We start from the raw sequence: 18,570 nt of genomic DNA, 5'->3' as shown, positions 1-18,570 counted from the left end.
GCGCGGGTCAGGCCGTCGGTTCGGTGCCGGCGAGCACCCCGTCGTCGTCGACACTGGCCGGGTCCGCCACGATCCTCAGCACCGCCTCGCCGTAGTGCTCGATCTTCCCCGCCCCGATGCCACGCACCGCGCGCAGTGCGCGTTCGTCGGCGGGACGGGTCTCGGCCAGCGCCAGCAGGGTCGCATCGGTGAAGATCACGTACGCCGGCAGGCTGCGGGTCTTCGCCTCCTGGCGCCGCCAGCGCCGCAGCGCGTCCGCGGTCGCCTCGTCGTACGGCACCTCGCAGTCGTGGTGGTGACCCAGCTTGCGCTCGGCCGCGTCGTGCAGCGCCAGCCCGCACACCCGGCAGGTCGCGCTGAGCGCACTGCGGCGCCGGCCACCACCGGCCCCGCGGCGGGTGGTCTCGGGCGTCGCCGTGGCACCGTCCGGCAGCACCCCATCGAGGAAGCGGGACGGCCGGCGGCGACCGTTGGTGCCGGAGCGGGCCCGCGACCAGGACACCCGCAGGTGCCGGCGGGCCCGGGTGATGCCGACGTAGAGCAGCCGGCGCTCCTCATCGACCTGGTCCCGGCCGGTGGCGAGCACGAACGGCACCGACCCCTCGTGCACCCCGCTGAGCGCGACCGCGTCCCACTCCAGGCCCTTCGCCGCATGGAAGGTCGACAGGGTGACGCCGTGCGCGATCGGCGCGTGGTCGGCCGCCGCACGGGCGTCGAGCACCTCCGCAACGGTGGCCAGGTCGGCCTCGGGCTGCTCGGCCAGGACGTCGCGGACCAGGTCGACCAGGGCGGCGAGCGACTCCCACTTCTCCCGCCGCGAGCCGGAGCCCGACGGAGCTGTCTCGCGCCAGCCGATCGGCTCCAGCAGGGCCTTGGCCTGGTCGAGGGCACCGATGCCGTCGACCTGGCCGGTGCGGGCCTGGGCCCGCAGCAGACCGATCCCCTGGCGCACCTCGGCCCGCTCGTAGAACCGCTCGGCGCCGCGCACCAGGTAGGGGATGCCGGCCGCGTCGAGGGCCTGTTCGAGCTGCGGCGACTGCGCGTTGATCCGGAACAGCACCGCCATCTCCCGCCAGTCCACGCCCTGCTCGGCCAGTCCGGCCAGCCAGCCGGCGATCCCGGCGGCCTCCTCCGCCTCGTCGGTGGCCTCCGCCCAGACCGGCGCTGGGCCGGTCGGCCGCTGGGCGACCAGTGCCTGCGGGCGGCCACTGTGGCCGATCACCCGGTTGGCGACGTCGACCACCTCGGGGGTCGAGCGATAGTCGCGGACCAGCCGGACCACTGTCGCCCCCGGGTGACGCCGAGTGAACCCGGTCAGATAGTCGGCCCGGGCGCCGGCGAAGGAGTGAATGGTCTGGGACGGATCACCCACCACACAGAGTTCGTCGGACTCGCCGCGCCACAGCGTGAGCAGCGCCTCCTGGAGCGGCGAGACGTCCTGGTACTCGTCGACGACCAGGTGCCGGTAGGTCCGCCGGACCTCCTCGGCCACGTCCGGGCGCTCGGCCAGCATCCCCGCGCAGCACAGCAGGATGTCCTCGAAGTCGATCACCCCGTGGTCGACCTTGAGCCGCTCGTAGCCGGCGAACACCCGCGCGATCGTCTCCGGCTCCAGACCGGACACCTCGCGGCGGGCCCGCCGGGCCACCTGGGGATAGCTCTCGGCATCGGCGTTGGAGACCTTGGCCCAGCCGATCTCGCCGAGCAGGTCGCGTACCGTCCCCTGATCGGTCTCCAGCCGCAGCCGGCGCGCAGCCTCGATGACCATGCCGTAGCGGTTGTCGGCCAGCGGCGGCAGTGCCCGCCCGTACGCCTTGGGCCAGAAGTACTGCGCCTGCCGCAGCGCCGCGGAGTGGAACGTCCGGGCCTGCACGCCGCGCGCCCCGAGCTGCTGGAGCCGGCCGCGCAGCTCACCCGCGGCTCGGGTGGTGAAAGTCACCGCCAGCACCTGGGTGGGGGCGTACGCACCGACCGCGCAGCCGTACGCGATGCGGTGGGTGATCGCCCGGGTCTTGCCGGTGCCGGCTCCGGCGATCACCACCATCGGGCCGGTCAGGCCGCTCGCCACGGCGCGCTGCTCGGGGTCCAACTGATCGAGGAGGGACTCGGCGGACGGGACGGCAGACGGGGCGGCGGGCATGCCCCACACTGTAGGACGCGACGCCGACACCCCGCCCACGTCGATCTCCCCCGGCGGCTCCGGTCTGCCACGACATCCGGTGTCACGTACGGCGCCGGTGTCACAGCGCTCCTCTAGGGTGGTGGCCATCATGACCCACTCCTCGCCGACCGGCCGACCCACGCTCCATCTCGGGGCGGCTGCCGAGGTGCTCGCCGACGCCCTGTCCGGCGCCCTCGCGACGCCGCCGGCCGGGGTGTTCGACGAGTTGCTGATCACCTGTGAGGGGCCCGGCACCCAGCGCTGGTTGGCGCACCGGCTGACCCGTACGCTCGGGATCTCCGCGGGCATCGCGATGCCGCCGCTGGGCGCCTGGCTACGGGAGACGACCGCGCGGGCCGCGGGCGTCGACCCGGACACCGATCCCTGGCGGCCCGGACGGCTGGGCTGGCAGGTGGCGGCTCTGCTCGCCGACACCGACCGCTGGCGGGACACCACGCTGGGGTCCTGGCAGCAGGCTCAGCGGGCCGACGGTGGCACCGTCTGGCTGGCCCGCCACGTCGCCGAGGTGCTGCTCGACTACGCCCGGCGCCGGCCCGCGCTGCTGACGGCCTGGGCGGCAGGGCAGGACGCCGGGGTGCCCGACGATCTGGCCTGGCAGCCTCCGCTCTGGCGCGCCCTGCTGGCCCGGCCGCAGACCGCGGCGGTGCCCGACCCGGTGTCCCGGATCGCGCTGGCCGAGGAGACGCTGGCGGCCGGCCCACTGCCCGGTGTCCCTGCCACGATCGACTGCTGGGCCCCGGGTGCCCTCAGTGCCCCGGAGGTCCGGCTGCTCACCGCACTGTCCGGCGCGCACCAGGTGCGGATCTGGCTGCCGGGCGCCTCCACCGGCGACACACGCCATCCGTTGGCCGCGGTCCTCGACCACGAGTCAGCGGCCACCGTGACCGCCCTGCTCGACGCGGGCGCGGGGGTGGTGGAGCACGGAGCCGACAGGCACCGCACGCCGCAGGCGGGAGGCACGGAGGCCGCGGGACGCACGGTGCTGGACCGGCTGCACCACGACCTGGCCGCCGGCGAGGTCGGCCCCCCGGCACCGCCGGCGTCCGACGACACCAGCATCTCCCTGCACTCCTGCCACGGCCCTGACCGCCAGGCGGAGGTGCTCCGCGACGTGGTCTGCGGACTGCTGGCTGACGATCCGACGCTGGAACCACGCGACGTTCTCATCGCCTGTGCCGATCCGACCCTGTTGCCCGTCCTGGAGGCGGCCTTCGCCACGACCGATCCGGAGCGGCCGGGCGGCGGCCATCCGGCCCGGGCGATCCCGGTGCGGTTCGCCGACCCTGACCGACGCGAGCACAACGACCTTCTCAACCGCCTCGTCGAGGCCCTGGCGATGGGCAGGGGCCGTGCCGGAGCAACGGAACTGGAGGCGTTCCTGGCAGCTGACCCGGTGGCCCGCCACTTCGGCCTCGAGGAGGACGACGTCGCCCGCGCCCACGACCTGATCGCCGCCGCAGGCGTGCGGTGGGGCATGAACGCCGCCCACCGCGACCGGTTCGGCCTGGCCGGCGTCGGGGCGAACACCTGGCTGAGCGGCCTGAACCGGATGCTGGTCGGCATCGCGATGACCGAGGACGGGTCGTACGCCGTCCGCAGCGGCCTGCCGCTCGACGACGTCGGTTCCTCCGACATCGACGTGGTCGGTGCGGTCGCCGAACTGATGGCCCGGCTGATCCGGCTCGCCCGCACCGCCGCCGAGCCGCACACCGCCGCCGAGTGGGCGACGATCTGCCGCGACGCGATCGACCGGCTGATGACCCCCGCCCCCGACCGGGCCTGGCAGCTGGACCACGCCTGGCGGATCCTGGCAGAGGTTGCCGACGCGGCCCCCGCCGACGCCCCGACGCTCGTGCTGGAGGACCTGCTCGACCTGATCGACGACGCCGTACGGGGACGGGTGCCACGCTCGGCGTTCCGCTCCGGCGCGATGACCGTCTGCTCGCTCACCCCCGCCCGGCACGTCCCCTACCGGGTGGTCTGTCTGGCCGGTCTCGACGACGGCCGTCTGCCGCGTCCGGAGCGCGCCGACGGCGACAACCTGGTCGACCTCGCTCCCGAACCGACGGTGCCCGGTCCGCGGCACCACGACCGTCAGCTCTTCCTCGACCTGGTCCGCGCCGCCCGCCAGCATCTGGTGCTCACCTGGACCGGCGCCGATCCGCGCACCGGCGAGACCCGGCCCCCCGCGGTGGTCGTCAGCGACCTGCTCGACGCGCTGCGGCCGATGCTCGCCCTGTCCGACGACGCCCGGATCGAGGAGGTGCTGGTCGCCCGTCACCCGTTGCAGCCGTACGCCCCGACGTCGTTCGGCGACCCGGCGGCGGCACCCTTCCGGGCCTCCGCGGTGTCCGGCTTCGACCCGGCCGCCGCGGCGGGCGCCCGCGCCCTCACCGCACTGCCGCCGGTCCGCGACCGGACGACCGCGGAACCGCTCGCCCACCGGCTGCAGATCCCGGCCTGGGAATGGGACGACGCAGTGGTGCCGCTGGCCGACGTCGTCGACGTCCTGCTCCACCCGGCGCGTGCCTTCCTGCGCCGACGCGCCGGTTTCACCCGGTGGAGCGACGAGGAGGAACCCGCCGACACGATGCCGCTCGAGCTCGACGGACTCGGTGTCTGGGCCTGCGGCAGCCGCGTGCTGGAGGCCACCCTCCGCGGCGACGGCCTGGATGACGCCCTGCGCGCTGAACAGCTGCGCGGCACGCTGCCGCCGGGCGCCGCCGGAGCCGCCGTCCTGGACCGGATCCGAGGCACCGTCGACCGGATCCTGCGGGAGTCCGCCGCTGTTCGGGCGGAGGCTCCGCAGACCCGACACGTCCGGGTCCCGCTCGCCGAGGGGCGGGTGTTGAGCGCCGACGTCACCACCCGGGGCGCCACCGTGGTCTCCGTGGCGTACGGTCGGATCGGCCCCAGGCACCGCCTGCGCGCCTGGTTCGACCTGCTGGCGTTGGCCGCAGCCGGGGCGGTGGACCGGCCCCGGGCCCAGCTGATCGGCCGCAACGACCTGCTCGACCTGGCCGCCCCCGACTCGCGGACCGCCCGTTTCCTGCTCGACCGGTGGGTGCAGGTGGCGACCGTCGGGCTGACCACCCCGCTGCCGCTGCCGCTGCGGACCGGCGCTGCCTTGCAGAGCAGCGTCCGTCCCGGGACCGGCGGGTCCGATCTGTGGGGCCACCGGGCCCTGCTCCAGGCCTGGGACCAGGAGCGCGACGCCAACTGGGAGCTGCTGTGGGGCCGCGACCTACAGGCACTGGTCCGGGCCCCCCGGCCGGCGCAGCTGCCGGCGATCGGCGACGAGCCCGACTGGATCGCCGACCTGGCCCGGGGCCTGTGGTCCCCGCTCGACGAGGCCGAACAGCGCCGATGAACCCCCTGTCCATGAACCCCCAGTCAATGAATCCCGTGCCCGAGACCCCGCTCCTCTCCCCCGCACCGCCCTCCCCCGGGCCGGCCCCGGTCGACAGCGCCGACCGGCTCGACCTCGCCGCGCCGCTGCCGGGTGGAACGACCCTGCTGGAGGCCAGCGCCGGCACCGGGAAGACCCACACCATCGCCTCCCTGGTCGTCCTCTCGGTCGCCCGGGGCACCCCGCTGCGCTCGATCCTGCTGATCACCTTCACCCGCAAGGCGGCCCGCGAACTACGTGCCCGGGTGCGGTCCCGGCTGACCGAGGCGGTCCGGGTCCTCGACACCCCTGCCGCACCGAACGAGGACCCGCTGTGGCAGGCGCTGCGCGCCGACGCGTCCGCGACCACCCGGGACCGGCTCGTCGAGGCCCGCACCGACTTCGACGCGGCCACGATCGCCACCATCCATGAGTTCGCCGGATCGATGCTCGACCGCCTCGGTCTCCTGTCCGGGCATCGTACGGGCACCGCCCTGCTGGCCGACCACCACGCGATCACCACCGAGGTCGCCGACGACCTCCACCTGTCGATGTACGGCGGCCTGGCCGATCCGCCGTTCTCCCCGGAGGTCGCCCGCACCCTGGTCGCCGCCGCGATGGCCACACCGGCAGCGCCGATCGTGCCCGATCCGGCCGACGATCCCGCCGTCGCCGCCCGGGTCGACTTCGCCGGACGGGCCCGTCGGGAAGTGGAGCGCCGGCTCATCTCCCGGGGGCTCTACACGTACGACGACCTGATCGGGCGACTCGCCGCCGCGCTGCGGCAGCCCGCCACCGCGACCGCCACCGCGGCCCGACTGCGCGAGGCCTACCGAGTGGTGATGGTCGACGAGTTCCAGGACACCGATCCCCGGCAGTGGGAGATCCTGCAGACCGCCTTCCACGGGCACAGCGACCTGTTCCTGATCGGGGATCCCAAACAGGCGATCTACGGTTTTCGCGGCGGTGACGTACAGACCTACCTGGCCGCCGCCCAGGCGGCCGACCGGCGGCTGACGCTGACCACCAACTGGCGCTCCGACGCGAGCGTCGTCCGCGCCGTCGACGCGGTCCTCGGCGGCACGGCGCTCGGCGACCCGGACATCACCCTGGTGCCGGTGCGGGCCTGTCACGAGGGCTCACGACTGCACGATCCGGTGGGCACGCCGTGCCCCGGGATGGAGCTGCGCCGACTGTCGCGTACGTACCGCAGCGTCAGCGCCCAGCGCGAGCGGATCCGCCGCGACGCCGTCGCGGTGGTCACCCGGCTGCTCACCGACGGCACCACGCTCGACGACGGCGGCAGCGCCCGGCCGGTCCGGCCCCGCGACATCGCCGTGCTGGTCCGCACCAACATCGCCGCCGAGCGGATGGCCCGGGCGCTCATCGGCCACGGCATCCCGGCCGTGCTGAACGGGGCCGACAGCGTGCTCAGGTCTCCGGCGGCCACCGCCTGGCGCGACCTGCTGGCGACGCTGCTGGATCCGCAACCGGCCGCTGTCCACCGGCTCGCCCTGGGGCCGTTCGTCGGCTGGGGACTCGAGGACCTGATCCGTGCCGGCGAGGACGAGCGCTCCGTGCTGTTCATCCGCGCCCGCACATGGGCGCGGCGATGGCAGGAGTGCGGGGTGACCGCGGTGCTCGAGGCCGCCCTGGACGAGGGGCAGCTGGCGGCCGGGTCGATCAGCCGGACCGGGTCGGAGCGGGAGATCACCGACCTGCGCCATCTCGGCCAGCTGCTGCACGAGGCGGAGACCGACGGGCATCTCGCCCCGCGGCGCCTGCTCGCGTGGCTGGACGACGCGATGTCGGCGGCCGGCCGGTCGGGGGACGACGACCACTCGCTGCGGCTGGAGACCGAGGCGGAGGCCGTCCAGGTGCTCACCGTGCACTCCGCCAAAGGGCTGGAGTTCCCGATCGTGCTGCTGCCCGACATGACCGACGTCCGGCCGGCCGCCAAGGACGAGGTGGTGCCCGAGGCGTTCACCGTGCATGACCGGGCCGGCGATCGGATGGTGGACGTCGGTGGGCGGCGGGACCCGTCGTCGCGGGCCCGTCATCGGATCGCTCTGGACGAGGCTGCCGGCGAACAGCTCCGGGTGCTCTACGTCGCGATGACCCGTGCCGCCTCCCAGGTGATCGCCTGGTGGGCCCCGCACGAGAAGAACGCGCCGGCCGCCCCGCTGCACCGGGCGCTGTTCGGCGAACGGGCCGTCGACGGCACGCTGCCCCGGGTCGTCGCCGCCCTGGAGGACCAGGCACCGCCGCCGCTGGCCGAGGTACGGGTGGCGTACGTCGCCGACGACACCGAGCCGCTTCCGCCGCCGACCGCACCGGAGCCGGCGCCGCCGCTGCTGCTCCGCCGGTTCGACCGTCCCCTCGACACTGCCTGGCGGCGGACCTCCTACACCGGTCTGACCGCCGCCCAGCACGACCGAACTCCTGACGCTCCCCTCTTCGACGGCGTGCGGGCCGACGACGAGCCCGCCTTGGACGGATCGTCGGTCCCGCCGAGCGACACCGCGGTCGCCGATGCCGCCAGGGCGGTGGCAGGCAGGGCGGTGGCAGGCGGGGCCGCGGACGCGACCGATCCAGCGGCCGGCCGGACCTCCCCGTGGGGGCTGCTGCCGACCGGCGCACGGTTCGGCACCCTGGTCCACGCGGTGCTCGAGGCCTGGGACCCGTCCGGCACGCCGTTCACCCGGCTCGTCGACGGCGCGGTGGCGAGCTCGCCGGTCGACGGACTCGACCCGGCCGCGCTCGCGGCCGCGCTGGACGCGGCGACCCGTACGCCGCTCGGCGGCGAACTGGCCGCGACCAGTCTGGCCGACGTCGCTCTCGGCGACCGGCTCAGCGAGCTCGACTTCGAGCTGCCGCTGGGCGGTGGCGACCGGCCCGGGGAGGCCTCCCTGCTCGCCGACATCGCCGATGCGCTGGACCGCCACCTGCCGGCGGACGACCCGCTGGCCGGCGTCGGTTATCCGGCGCACCTGCGCGCCCCCGGGCTGGGTGACCAGACGCTGCGAGGCTTCCTCACCGGCAGCATCGACGCCGTGCTGCGGGTGGGCGGTGCCACACCGCGGTTCGTGGTGGTGGACTACAAGACGAACTGGCTGGGTGGGCCGCCCAGTGACGGTCTGCTCCCGTTGGCGGCGTACGCTCCGGGGTCACTGGCCGGAGCGATGGCGGCCGCACACTATCCGCTGCAGGCGCTGCTCTACACGGTCGCCCTGCACCGGTTCCTCAGCTGGCGGCTGCCCGGCTACCGTCCCGAGGAGCACCTGGGCGGGATCCGCTACCTCTTCCTGCGCGGCATGGTCGGCCCGGGGACGCCGACGGCCGGCGACGTGCCGTACGGGGTGTTCGCCTGGCGTCCGCCGGCCGCACTGGTCGTCGAGATCGCCGACCTGATCACCGACGGGAGGCCGCTGCCATGACGAGCACCACGGGGTCCACCAGCGTCATCGGGACCGGACTGGTCGCCGCGTTCGACGCAGCCGGCGTGTTCGGCTTCGCCGATGTCCAGGCCGCCCAGCAGCTGGCGTTCCTCGGCGGAGCGGATGACCCCCGGGTGCCGCTGGCCATCGCCCTGGCGATCCGTGCGGTGCGCGCCGGCTCGGTGTGCATCGACCTCGCCGGCGTCAAGGAGGCGATCTTCGAGAGCGACGAGAACGCGGTCGACGTCTCCGCCTTGGACTGGCCGGACCTGGCGGACTGGCTGGCCTGCCTGCGGGCGAGTCCGCTGGTCAGCGTCGGTGTCGACGGGCCGCCCGGACGACCACTACGGCTGGTGGGAAGTCTCCTGTATCTGGATCGCTACTGGCGCGACGAGCAACTGGTCCGCGCCGACGTCGACCTGCGCCGCAGCACCCCGATGGTCGGGGCGGACCGGGACCGGATCGCCGCCACCCTGCGGGCGGTGTTCCCGCGGGTCGAGGGACCGACCGGCCTGGCCCCCGGGGAGCCGGACCACCAGCGAGCGGCGGCCGCGACGACCGTGGCGACCCGGCTGTGCGTGCTGCAGGGTGGCCCCGGCACCGGCAAGACCGCCACCATTGCCCGGATCCTGGTGGTCCTCGCGACGCTGGAACCCGACCTGCACATCGGCCTGGCGGCCCCCACCGGCAAGGCGGCCGCCCGGATGGGCGAGGCGATCAAGGACGCCCTGGCCACGGTCGGCGACGCCGACCCGGCGGTGGTCCAGCGGCTCATCCGGCTGCACGCCACCACGGTGCACAGCCTGCTGGGCTGGCGGCGCGACAGCACGACGCGCTTCGCCCACGACCGCACCATGCCGCTGCCGTACGACCTGATCGTGGTCGACGAGATGTCGATGGTGTCGCTGTCGCTGATGGCGCGGCTGCTCGAGGCGACCCGCCCGGACGCCCGGCTGCTGCTCGTCGGCGACCCCGACCAGCTCGCCTCGGTGGAGGCCGGCGCGGTGTTCTCCGACATCGGCGCCCTGGTGCGCGCTCAGGACCCGACCGGACGCGCCACGACGACGACCCGGGAGCTGCTGGACAGCCTGGTCGATCCGGTCGACCGACCCGCCCTGGCCCGCCCCGGGCTGGTGGGGCTGAGTCACACCTGGCGGTTCCAGGGCCGGATCGCCGACCTCGCCCTGGCGATCCGGGACGGCGATCCCGACCGTGTCGACACCCTGATCGACGGGCTGGGCCCGGGTGACAACGTCGTCTTCACCCCCGTCTCGCGAGGCCCGGAGGATGCGGCGTACGCCACCCTGCGGCAGCGGATGGTGGCGTGGGGGTCGGAGCTGGAGCGCCTCGCCGAGCAGGGCGACGCCGCGGAGACGCTCGCGGAGCTGAATCGTCACCGCCTGCTCTGCGCCCATCGGCGCGGCCCGGCCGGGGTGACCACCTGGAACCGGATCGCCCGCGGCTGGTTGGGACGCGCCGGGGAGGAGACAACGGCGATCGGAGAGCCGCTCCTGGTGACCCGGCGCGACAGGGCCCTGCAGGTCTACAACGGGGACGTCGGCGCCGTGGTCGCCACCCCGGCCGGCCGACGGCTCGCGCTGGCCGACCTGCACGAGCGGAGCGTACGGTTCCTCGCCCCGGTGCAACTCACCGGACTGGTCCCGATGTATGCCAGCACCATCCACAAGGCGCAGGGCAGCCAGTTCGACGAGGTCTCGGTGATCCTGCCCGACGAGGGATCGGCGCTGCTCACCCGCGAACTGCTCTACACGGCGATCACCCGCGCCTCGGGGGCGGTCCATCTGTACGGCACCCGCGCCGCCCTGCGGGAGGCGGTCTGCCGGCGGGCCAACCGCGCGTCGGGGCTGGCCGGCGGCCGGGACGGAGACCGCTGACCCGCGGCTCAGGCCTGCTCGCCGAGCCAGTCCTCGATCAGCCGGCGGGCGATCGAGGAGCCCGGCGGGAGCACCAGACTGCCGTCGGCCCGACCCGCCCGGACGTCGGCCCGGCTGAACCAACGTCCCCAGGCCAGTTCCTCGGCGTCGACAGTGATCCGGGTGGTCACCGCGGTGGCCCGGAAGCCGAGCATCAGGGAGCGCGGGAAGGGCCACGGCTGGCTGGCGACGTAGCGCACCTCGCCCAGCCGGACGCCTGCCTCCTCGAGGATCTCGCGGTGGATCGCCTGCTCCAGGGACTCCCCGGTCTCGACGAACCCGGCCAGCACCGAGACCCGGCCCGCCGCCCAGACCGGCTGGTGGGCCAGCAGGATCTCGTCGTCGGTGTTCGTCACCGCGACGATGACGGCCGGGTCGGTCCGTGGCCAGGTGTCGCGGCCGCACGCCGGGCAGTGCCGCATCAGTCCGGCGCGGCGCGGCTCGGTGAGGGCACCGCAAGCGGCGCAGCGCGGCTCGATCCGATGCCAGTTGGCCAGCGAGGTGGCACAGAACGCCACCTCGGCCTGGCCCTCGGCGAGTCGGTGGCCGATCTCGCGGACGATCGCCGTCTCGCCGGTCACCTCGTCGACGACCCGGCAGAACACCGCATGGCCGTCCAGCACGCCGAGCAGATGGGTGGTGGCCGGATCCAGATCACCGGCGGTCGCCGCGTAGCGCAGGGCGGGTCCCGGCGCGACGGGAAGCCGTCCGCCCGGGCCGACCGGCAGCAGCAGCGCGTCCGACGAGCGCCACTGCCGGTGCACCCACCCGGCGTCGTCCCGATGCTCCTCGCTGCGGTCCAACATGCTCGCCACCGACCAGTCCATCACGGCGCCAGCCTATTCCCGGCCCAGCACAGCAGTGAGCCGGGCCACGTCGGCGACCAGCTCGTCGACGGTGGGCAGGTCCTCGGCGAGGTCGAACCGGTCGCGGCGGACGTAGTAGAAGCCGGCGGCGATCCGGTCCACCTCCACGCCGTACACCCTGGCCACCGCCAGCCGGTAGAGAGCCAGCTGAAGCGGATCGGCCGTGCCGCCGCGGTGGGTCTTCCAATCGACCACCAGGTAGTCGGTGTCCGCCCCCGCAGGCTGGCGGTAGACGGCGTCGATCCGGCCGCGCACCAGCCGTCCGCCCAGCGACAGGGCGAACGGCAACTCGAGGGCCAGCGGCTGGCGGTCGGCGAACCGGCCCGCCCGGAACGCTCGGCACAGCAGGTCGAACTCGGCCAGCATCGCATCGTCGGCCTCGGACCGCTGACGGCCGACGGCGATCCCCTCCGCCTCCTCGAACTGCATGTCGAGGGTGCCCTGGTGGCGGAACCGCTCCTCCACCCAGGCATGGAAGCGGGTGCCCAGCGTCGCCCGCCGTGACGGCTGGACGGGCATCGGGCGGCGCACCTGCTCGCGCAGCGCCTCCGGGTCGGCGATGCCGCGGACGATCTCCGTCACCGAGAGCCGGCCGGGACCTTCCACATCGACCGGTGAGGGCCGTGCCCGCAACCGGGCGATGATCCGGTCCCCGTCGCGACGCCACCGCTCGGCCCGGGCGGCGCTGTCGGCCTCCGGTGGCGGGGCGGGTCGGCCGCCGTCGGCGAGGACTCCCCGCCAGCGGTCCACCGCCAGGGCGAGGTCGCGGACAGCCTCCGGAACGGTGTCACCGGCACTCGCACCGGACCAGCCGGGAGCGACCGCGGCACCCGGATCACCAGGATCCGGCGCGGCGCTGCCCGGAGGGACCGCCCGCCCCGCGCCGAGGTCGTCCGCACCGCGCTCGGCGTACGGGTTGGCCGCCGCCGTGTCCTCCGGCGCGTCGTCCGGTTGTCCCAGCGCGGTACGGGCGGCCCGAAGAAACGGCGACTCGCGGCGTTCGGTCACGGCGTCCGGGTGCCAGCGATGACCCGAGACGTGCAGCCGGTGACGGGCCCGCGACACCGCGACGTAGCCGAGCCGTCGTTCGCCGTCGCGGGCGAGATCCTTGAGTTCGTCGCGCCATTCCTTCAAGCCCGTCCGGGTCATCTCGACCGGGTGCGGCAGGCCGTCGGCATCCCCGCGCAGTTCGAACGGCAGCACCTGCGCCGAGCGGGTCCAGTCAGCCGGCGTCGGTGTGCTGGGGAAGACACCGTCGACCACGGCGGGCAGCAGCACCACGTCCCACTCCAGCCCCTTCGACGCGTGCACGGTGAGCAGCGTGACGGCGTCCTGGGCCGGCGGTGGGGACTGCTCCATGCCCCGCCCGACCCGGATCTCGGCGTCGAACCAGGCCAGCAGACCGGCCAGCCCGGCCGAGGCTCGCCGCGAGCCGTACTCCTCGACGGCCTCGATCAGGGCGTCCACCTGCCGGGCACCATCGCTGCCCCGACCGGCCAGCAGTTCCGGGACGATCCCGAGGGCACGGACCACCCGGGCGACCAATTCGCTGATCGGATCCCCGGCGTGGGCCCGCAGCCGCGCCAACTCCGCGGAGAGCACCGCCACCCGTGCCCGGGCCTCGGCGGACAGTCCCGCGGGACCCGGGTCATCGACGGCGTCCAGCAGACACGGATCCTGACCCTCCCCGGCCAGCAGCGCCGCACGGTGCGCCAGTGCGGCCAGGTCGCGGGACCCGAGGCGCCAGCGGGGACCGGCGAGCACGGTCACCGCGGACAGATTGTCGGTGACGTCGTGCAGCAGCCGCAACACGGCGATCACCTGACCGCATTCCGGCAACTCCAGCAGACCCCCCAGCCCGACGAGCACCGACGGGATGCCGGCGTCGTCCAGGACGCGGTGCAGCACGGCGAGATCGGCCCGACGGCGCCCCAGCACCGCGATGTCGGCCCAGCCGACCCCCCGCTGGTGCTCCTCCAGGAGCGTACGGACGATGTGGTCCAGCTCATCGTCCCAGCTGAGCGCCCGATGAACGGTGACCTCCCCCGGCGCAGCCCGGTCCGGTCCGATCAACGCCTCGGGGCAGGCCGGTCCGCCCGTGGCGCGCAGCGGCGCCGACACCTCGTTGGCGACCGCCAGGATCGCATGGCCGGAGCGGCGGTTCGTCCGCAGCGTGAAGTGTCGTGCCGGAGTGCCGTCGGCGGCCGGGAATCGGCCGGGGAACCCGGCGATGGTGCCGACCGCCGCCCCGCGCCACTCATAGATGGCCTGCAGGGGGTCGCCGACGGCGGTGACCGGGAATCCCCGCCCGTGGGCAGGGTCGGGGCCCGAGAACAGGCCGGCCAACATGCTGGTCTGCGCCGCGGAGGTGTCCTGATACTCGTCCAGCAGCACCACCCGGAACTCCTCGCGCAGCCCGCGGCCGACTCCGGCCACCTCGGTCGCCAACCGGGCGGCCAGTGCCGTACGGTCGGCGAACTCGACCACCCCGTCGCGGGCCTTCGCCGCCCACAGGTCGCCGACGAAGCCGACCAGCTCCCGTCGGGCCCGATCCACCCCGAGGGCGTCGACCACGTCCTTGTACGGCTTGCCCCGATACAGCGGCACCTCCTCGAGCTCGGCCCGGAAGGCGCGGCACTGGTCGAGGAGCCGCTCGATCGTCACACCGTTCGCGAGCATCTCCCCGCTCAGCGCCACCACCCGTTCGACGACGGTGGCCACTGACAGGTCGGCGAGCCCCGGCGCGGCGACCCGGCCCTCGGCGACCACCCGGTCCGCCAGGGCATGGAGCTCCGCGTCGTCGACCAGGCGAAGGTCGCCTTCCACCCCGAGCCGAGGCCCGTGCTCGGCGCACAGCGTCCCGGCGAATGCGTCGTACGTCGCCACCGTCGGCCCGCCGGACTCCTCGGCCGTCCCGAGCAGGCCGGCGCCCTCCAGGGAGGCCCGGATCCGATTCCCCAGCTCCCGGGCGGCCCGCCGGGTGAAGGTCAGGCCGAGGACCTGTTCCGGCCGGACCAGACCGGATGCGACCAGCCAGACGACCCGTGCCGCCATCACCGTCGTCTTGCCGGTGCCGGCCCCAGCGATGATCACCCCGGGCTCGAGCGGCGCGGTGATCGCCGCGAGTTGCTCGGCTGAGAACGGGATGCCGACCAGCCGACACAGGGCCGGACCGTCGACCGTCGTCATCGCCGGGCTCCTCTCGGGGGGCATTCGGCGCTGAACGGGCAGCCCCGGCAGTGCGCTCCGTGACGAGCCCGGAAGTCCTCGTCCCGTACGATCCGCACCGCCTCCGCCACCGCCGCCGTGGCCCAGTCCGGCGCGGTGCCCAGGTCGAGGCCGTCAGGGAGCTTCTCCGGGACGGGGACGTCGTCGAGCGAAGGTTGGCTCAGGGTGGCCGCTCTGGGATCGCCGGCTCCTGCGTCGAGGTACACCGCGAGGGCGGCACCGGGTCGATGGTGCGCCCCGCCGGTCAGCTCGTCGAAGGCCCCCGCCCGGACCGCCAGCTGGTAGACGCCCAGCTGTCCCAGTGTCGCGACCTGGCCGGCGGTGGCCTTGCGCCCGGTCTTGTAGTCCACGACGACTGGGCGGCCGTCGATCATCTCCAGGCGGTCCACCTTGCCGTGCACCTCGACCCGGTCGGAGCGCCCGTCGGGGAGCTCGACCGGCAGGTCGCAGCGGAAGCCGGCTTCGACCCCGACCAGGGTGCCCTCCGGCCGGCCGGCGTCCCAGGACCGCCAGGCCTCCACCATGCTCCACACCCGCTCGCGACGGGCGTCCTGTCGCCAGGCCGGGCCCGCCGTGATGGCCGCCCATGCCTCGTCGAACGCGTCGCGCAGCTGTCCCGGTGCGATCTCCCGCTGGCTTACCCGCCGGGCGAGTTCGTGGACCAGGGTGCCGACCGCCGCCGCCTCGCCGGTCGTCCCCGTCGCCCCGCCCCGTCGCTCGAGGAACCATCGCCGCGGGCAGCGGCGCAGAGCATCCACGCCGCTCGGTGAGAGCACGACCGGCTGGTCGGGGGCGACCATCGGCTCCGCCCGGTGGGTCGTCTCCCGTGCCGCCCACCAGGTGCGGGGCGCCGCCGACGGCAACTGGTCGGCGAGGCGGGCCAGTGCCGCCGCGGCCTGGTCACGCACCAGAGGGCTCTGCGACGGGTCAGCCCCCACCGACCGCAGCTCACCGACCAGCGAGGCGGCGCTCGGCGACGGCCCGCGGTCCGGATCCGGCGCGGTCGCCTCCAGACCGAGTTCGGCGAGGAAGCGGGACGGCGGCCCGGCCTCCCCGTCGTCCGCGACACCGGTGACCACCAGTGCGTCGCGCGTCCGGGAGCAGGCCAGGTGGAACAGCCGGCGCTCCTCGGCCAGCACCTCACCGGCGGTCATCGGCGGGATCAGCCCCTCCGGACCCAACCGGTCGGCCCCCAACAACGACCGACTCCGTCGCTGGGCGGGCCAGACCCCCTCCTGCACCCCGGCCACCACGACGAGGTCCCACTCCCGACCCGCGCACCGATGCGGCGTGAGGACCTCCACGGCGTCCGGCTGGAACCGCCGGGTCATCCGTGCGTCGACGGCGATCTCCTGGTGACGCACCTCCTCGACCAGGTCCTCGGCGGCTCCCCTGCCGCGCCGGGCGCCGCTGCGCGCGGCGAAATCGAACAGCGTCAGCACCGCGTCGAGGTCGCGATCCGCCCGTCGGGCGTCCGGCCCGCCGCCGAGCGCCGTCTTCCGGAGCCGCTGCGGCCAGTCGGTGGCCTGCCAGGCCGCCCAGAGCACCTCCTCGGCGCTGCCCGCGGTCGCGATCGCCTCCCGGGTCACCCGGACCGCATCGCGGACCGCATCCAACCGCCGTTGCACGCGGAGCAGGCCGACCGGCGGCTCGGCCGGCACGGAGGAGGCCACCAGCCGCCGATGCCGGCGCAGGTCCAGTGGATCGAGGGCACCCAGTGGGCCGAGAGCCAACCGCTCCACCGTCTCCGTCGCGACCTCTTCGGCGCCTAGCGCCGCCGTCAGGACCTCCAGTAGCACCCGGACGGCCGGCTCGTCGATCAAGGGCGTGTCGTCGGCCACCGCCACCGGGATCCCGGCCCTGACCAACCGGCGGCGCAGCAGCGCCTCCTCGGTCCCGCGGGAGCGCACCACGACAGCCATCCGGTGCCAGCAGACCCCGCGCTCCTCGTGGGCCGCGAACAGCACCTGCGCCACCGTCTGCGCCTCCTGCCGATCGTCCGCGCACAGCAGGAGCCTCGCCATGCCCGCCGGTCGCCGTCCCGGGACCGGATCCCGCCAGTCCGGCAGCGTCACCGGCCGCGGCCGACGAGACATCGGCGCGTGCACCACTCGGGTGAGCAGGTCACCGCGTCGGTGGTCGGTGCCCAGGACGTGCACCGGCGCAGGCCGTCCCTCGGCATCGGCATGAGCGCTGGGGAAACGCGCGACTACGCTGCCGTCGGCACCGCGGAAGGAATACACCGCGCGATCCGGATCCGCCGTCACCAGCAAACCGGCCGACGACCCGGCCGGCACCAGGTCGCGCAGCAGTGCCGCATGGGCGGGCACCGCATCCTGCAGGTCGTCGACGAGCACATGGTCCCAGCGTTCCCGCAGGGCGTCCCCGGACCGCGGATCGGCCAGCAGGATCCGCACCCGGTGCACCAGTTCGTCGTAGTCGAGCACTCGTTCGGCATCGAGCACGTCGAGGTACTCCTCGAACAGACCCGCGGCCCGCACCCACGCGGGCCTGTCGTCGGCCCTCCCGAGCCCGGCGATGTCGGCGGGGTCCAGACCGAGCTGGCGGGCCCGGGCCACCAGATCGCGCAGCTCGCGGGCGAAGACCCGGGTGCCGACCGCCGCTCGGACGTCCTCGGGCCACGGCGCGGACGATCCCTCCAGCACCTCCCGCAGTCGCAGTTCCTGCTCCGGCGCGGTCAGCACCCGCCAGGGATCGTCACGGTGTGCTTCGGCCCACAGGGCGTGACACAGGCCGTGAATGCTGAGGACCGGCACAGCCGCCCCGGTCTCGCCGAGCCGCTCGGCGATCCGCTCGGCGAGACCCCGCGCGGCAGCACGCGAGAAGGTGAGCACCAGGACACGCTCCGGCGCGATCCCGCGGTCACGGACGTCCGCGACCGCCGCCTCGACCAGCGCCGTCGTCTTGCCGGTCCCGGCGGCGCCGAGCACGAGGAGAGGTCCGCGCCGGTGCTCGACCAGCACCTGCTGTGCCGGATCGAGGACCGGTCCGGCGTCCACTCGACCGGCCGCGTCGGGAGGCGCCGGGGTCACCCACGATGCCTGTCCCTGCGCGGGTGCGATCACGTTCGCCGGTCCACTTGCGTCCACGTGCTCATCCCAGCAGAGGCCACTGACATTGCCCGGCCGACCCGCCCGTGCGCGGTGCCGGCGGGTGCAGACTCCGCCGACAGCGAACGGCTTTCGTCCCGGACGCCCCGGTGTGGCACGGTGGAGGGCAGCCACATCCGAGCAGAGAGGCACACCGGTGGAGATCAAGATCGGCGTCAAGAATCTTGCCCGCGAGGTCGTCGTCGACCTCGACCAGACGGTCGACGCGTTCCGGGCGACGTACGAGAAGGCCCTCGCGGACGGCACCCTGCTGTCCCTGACCGACACCCACGGTCGCCAGGTGCTGATCCCGGCCGACGCCGTCGCGTACGTCGAGATCGGGCAGCCGAACGCCCGTCCGGTCGGTTTCGGCAGCCTCTGAGGATCGCTGTCCGGGGCACGGCGGGCCGCTGGGCTAGAATGGC

Annotated in this window: 8 protein-coding genes; 4 read left to right on the top strand and 4 right to left on the bottom strand. The window is 74.5% G+C overall.

Annotated features, from left to right (window positions below; translation table 11 throughout):
• Window positions 1-7 precede the first annotated feature (7 nt).
• Window positions 8-2,140: an ATP-dependent DNA helicase UvrD2 gene (locus R0146_RS11605; protein WP_317689834.1), complete on the bottom strand. Its 2,133-nt coding sequence runs from the start codon at window positions 2,138-2,140 to the stop codon at window positions 8-10.
• A 130-nt stretch (window positions 2,141-2,270) separates the two neighbouring features.
• Between R0146_RS11605 and R0146_RS11600 the strand changes: the two genes are divergently transcribed.
• From R0146_RS11600 to recD, 3 genes are read left to right on the top strand one after another with little or no spacing between them, the layout of a single operon-like run.
• Window positions 2,271-5,552, top strand: coding sequence for an exodeoxyribonuclease V subunit gamma (locus R0146_RS11600; protein ID WP_317692397.1), 3,282 nt, complete (start codon window positions 2,271-2,273; stop codon window positions 5,550-5,552).
• Between the two features lie 35 nt (window positions 5,553-5,587).
• Window positions 5,588-9,007, top strand: coding sequence for a UvrD-helicase domain-containing protein (locus tag R0146_RS11595; protein ID WP_317689831.1), 3,420 nt, complete (start codon window positions 5,588-5,590; stop codon window positions 9,005-9,007).
• Window positions 9,004-10,902: an exodeoxyribonuclease V subunit alpha gene (gene recD / locus R0146_RS11590; RefSeq protein ID WP_317689829.1), complete on the top strand. Its 1,899-nt coding sequence runs from the start codon at window positions 9,004-9,006 to the stop codon at window positions 10,900-10,902. Before R0146_RS11595 ends, recD begins: the two co-directional genes overlap by 4 nt.
• A gap of 8 nt (window positions 10,903-10,910) precedes the next feature.
• Here recD and nudC read toward each other — a convergent pair whose 3' ends face one another.
• The 3 genes from nudC to R0146_RS11575 are packed head-to-tail and all read right to left on the bottom strand — an operon-like array spanning window position 10,911 to window position 18,145.
• Window positions 10,911-11,768: an NAD(+) diphosphatase gene (gene nudC / locus R0146_RS11585; RefSeq protein WP_317692396.1), complete on the bottom strand. Its 858-nt coding sequence runs from the start codon at window positions 11,766-11,768 to the stop codon at window positions 10,911-10,913.
• Window positions 11,769-11,780: 12 nt separating this feature from the next.
• On the bottom strand, window positions 11,781-14,996 hold the full coding sequence (locus tag R0146_RS11580) for an ATP-dependent helicase (RefSeq protein ID WP_317689826.1): 3,216 nt from the start codon (window positions 14,994-14,996) through the stop codon (window positions 11,781-11,783).
• Entirely contained in the window at window positions 14,993-18,145 is a 3,153-nt protein-coding gene (locus R0146_RS11575) for an ATP-dependent helicase (RefSeq protein WP_317689824.1), read from the bottom strand. The genes R0146_RS11580 and R0146_RS11575 overlap by 4 nt, the downstream gene beginning before the upstream one ends.
• 157 nt (window positions 18,146-18,302) lie before the next feature.
• Between R0146_RS11575 and R0146_RS11570 the strand changes: the two genes are divergently transcribed.
• Window positions 18,303-18,527, top strand: coding sequence for a DUF3107 domain-containing protein (locus R0146_RS11570; protein WP_317689821.1), 225 nt, complete (start codon window positions 18,303-18,305; stop codon window positions 18,525-18,527).
• Window positions 18,528-18,570 lie beyond the last annotated feature (43 nt).

Origin of the sequence: Raineyella sp. LH-20 (assembly GCF_033110965.1) — a bacterium.
Classification (GTDB): domain Bacteria; phylum Actinomycetota; class Actinomycetes; order Propionibacteriales; family Propionibacteriaceae; genus Raineyella.
Note: the sequence above shows the minus strand (reverse complement) of the source record. Positions and strands in the feature narration are given on the sequence as shown.

Coding starts and splice junctions, on each gene's coding strand:
- R0146_RS11580 (WP_317689826.1), bottom strand. CDS start 14,996: ATGACGACGGTCGACGGTCCGGCCCTGTGTCGGCTGGTCGGCATCCCG.
- nudC (WP_317692396.1), bottom strand. CDS start 11,768: ATGGACTGGTCGGTGGCGAGCATGTTGGACCGCAGCGAGGAGCATCGG.
- recD (WP_317689829.1), top strand. CDS start 9,004: ATGACGAGCACCACGGGGTCCACCAGCGTCATCGGGACCGGACTGGTC.
- R0146_RS11605 (WP_317689834.1), bottom strand. CDS start 2,140: ATGCCCGCCGCCCCGTCTGCCGTCCCGTCCGCCGAGTCCCTCCTCGAT.
- R0146_RS11600 (WP_317692397.1), top strand. CDS start 2,271: ATGACCCACTCCTCGCCGACCGGCCGACCCACGCTCCATCTCGGGGCG.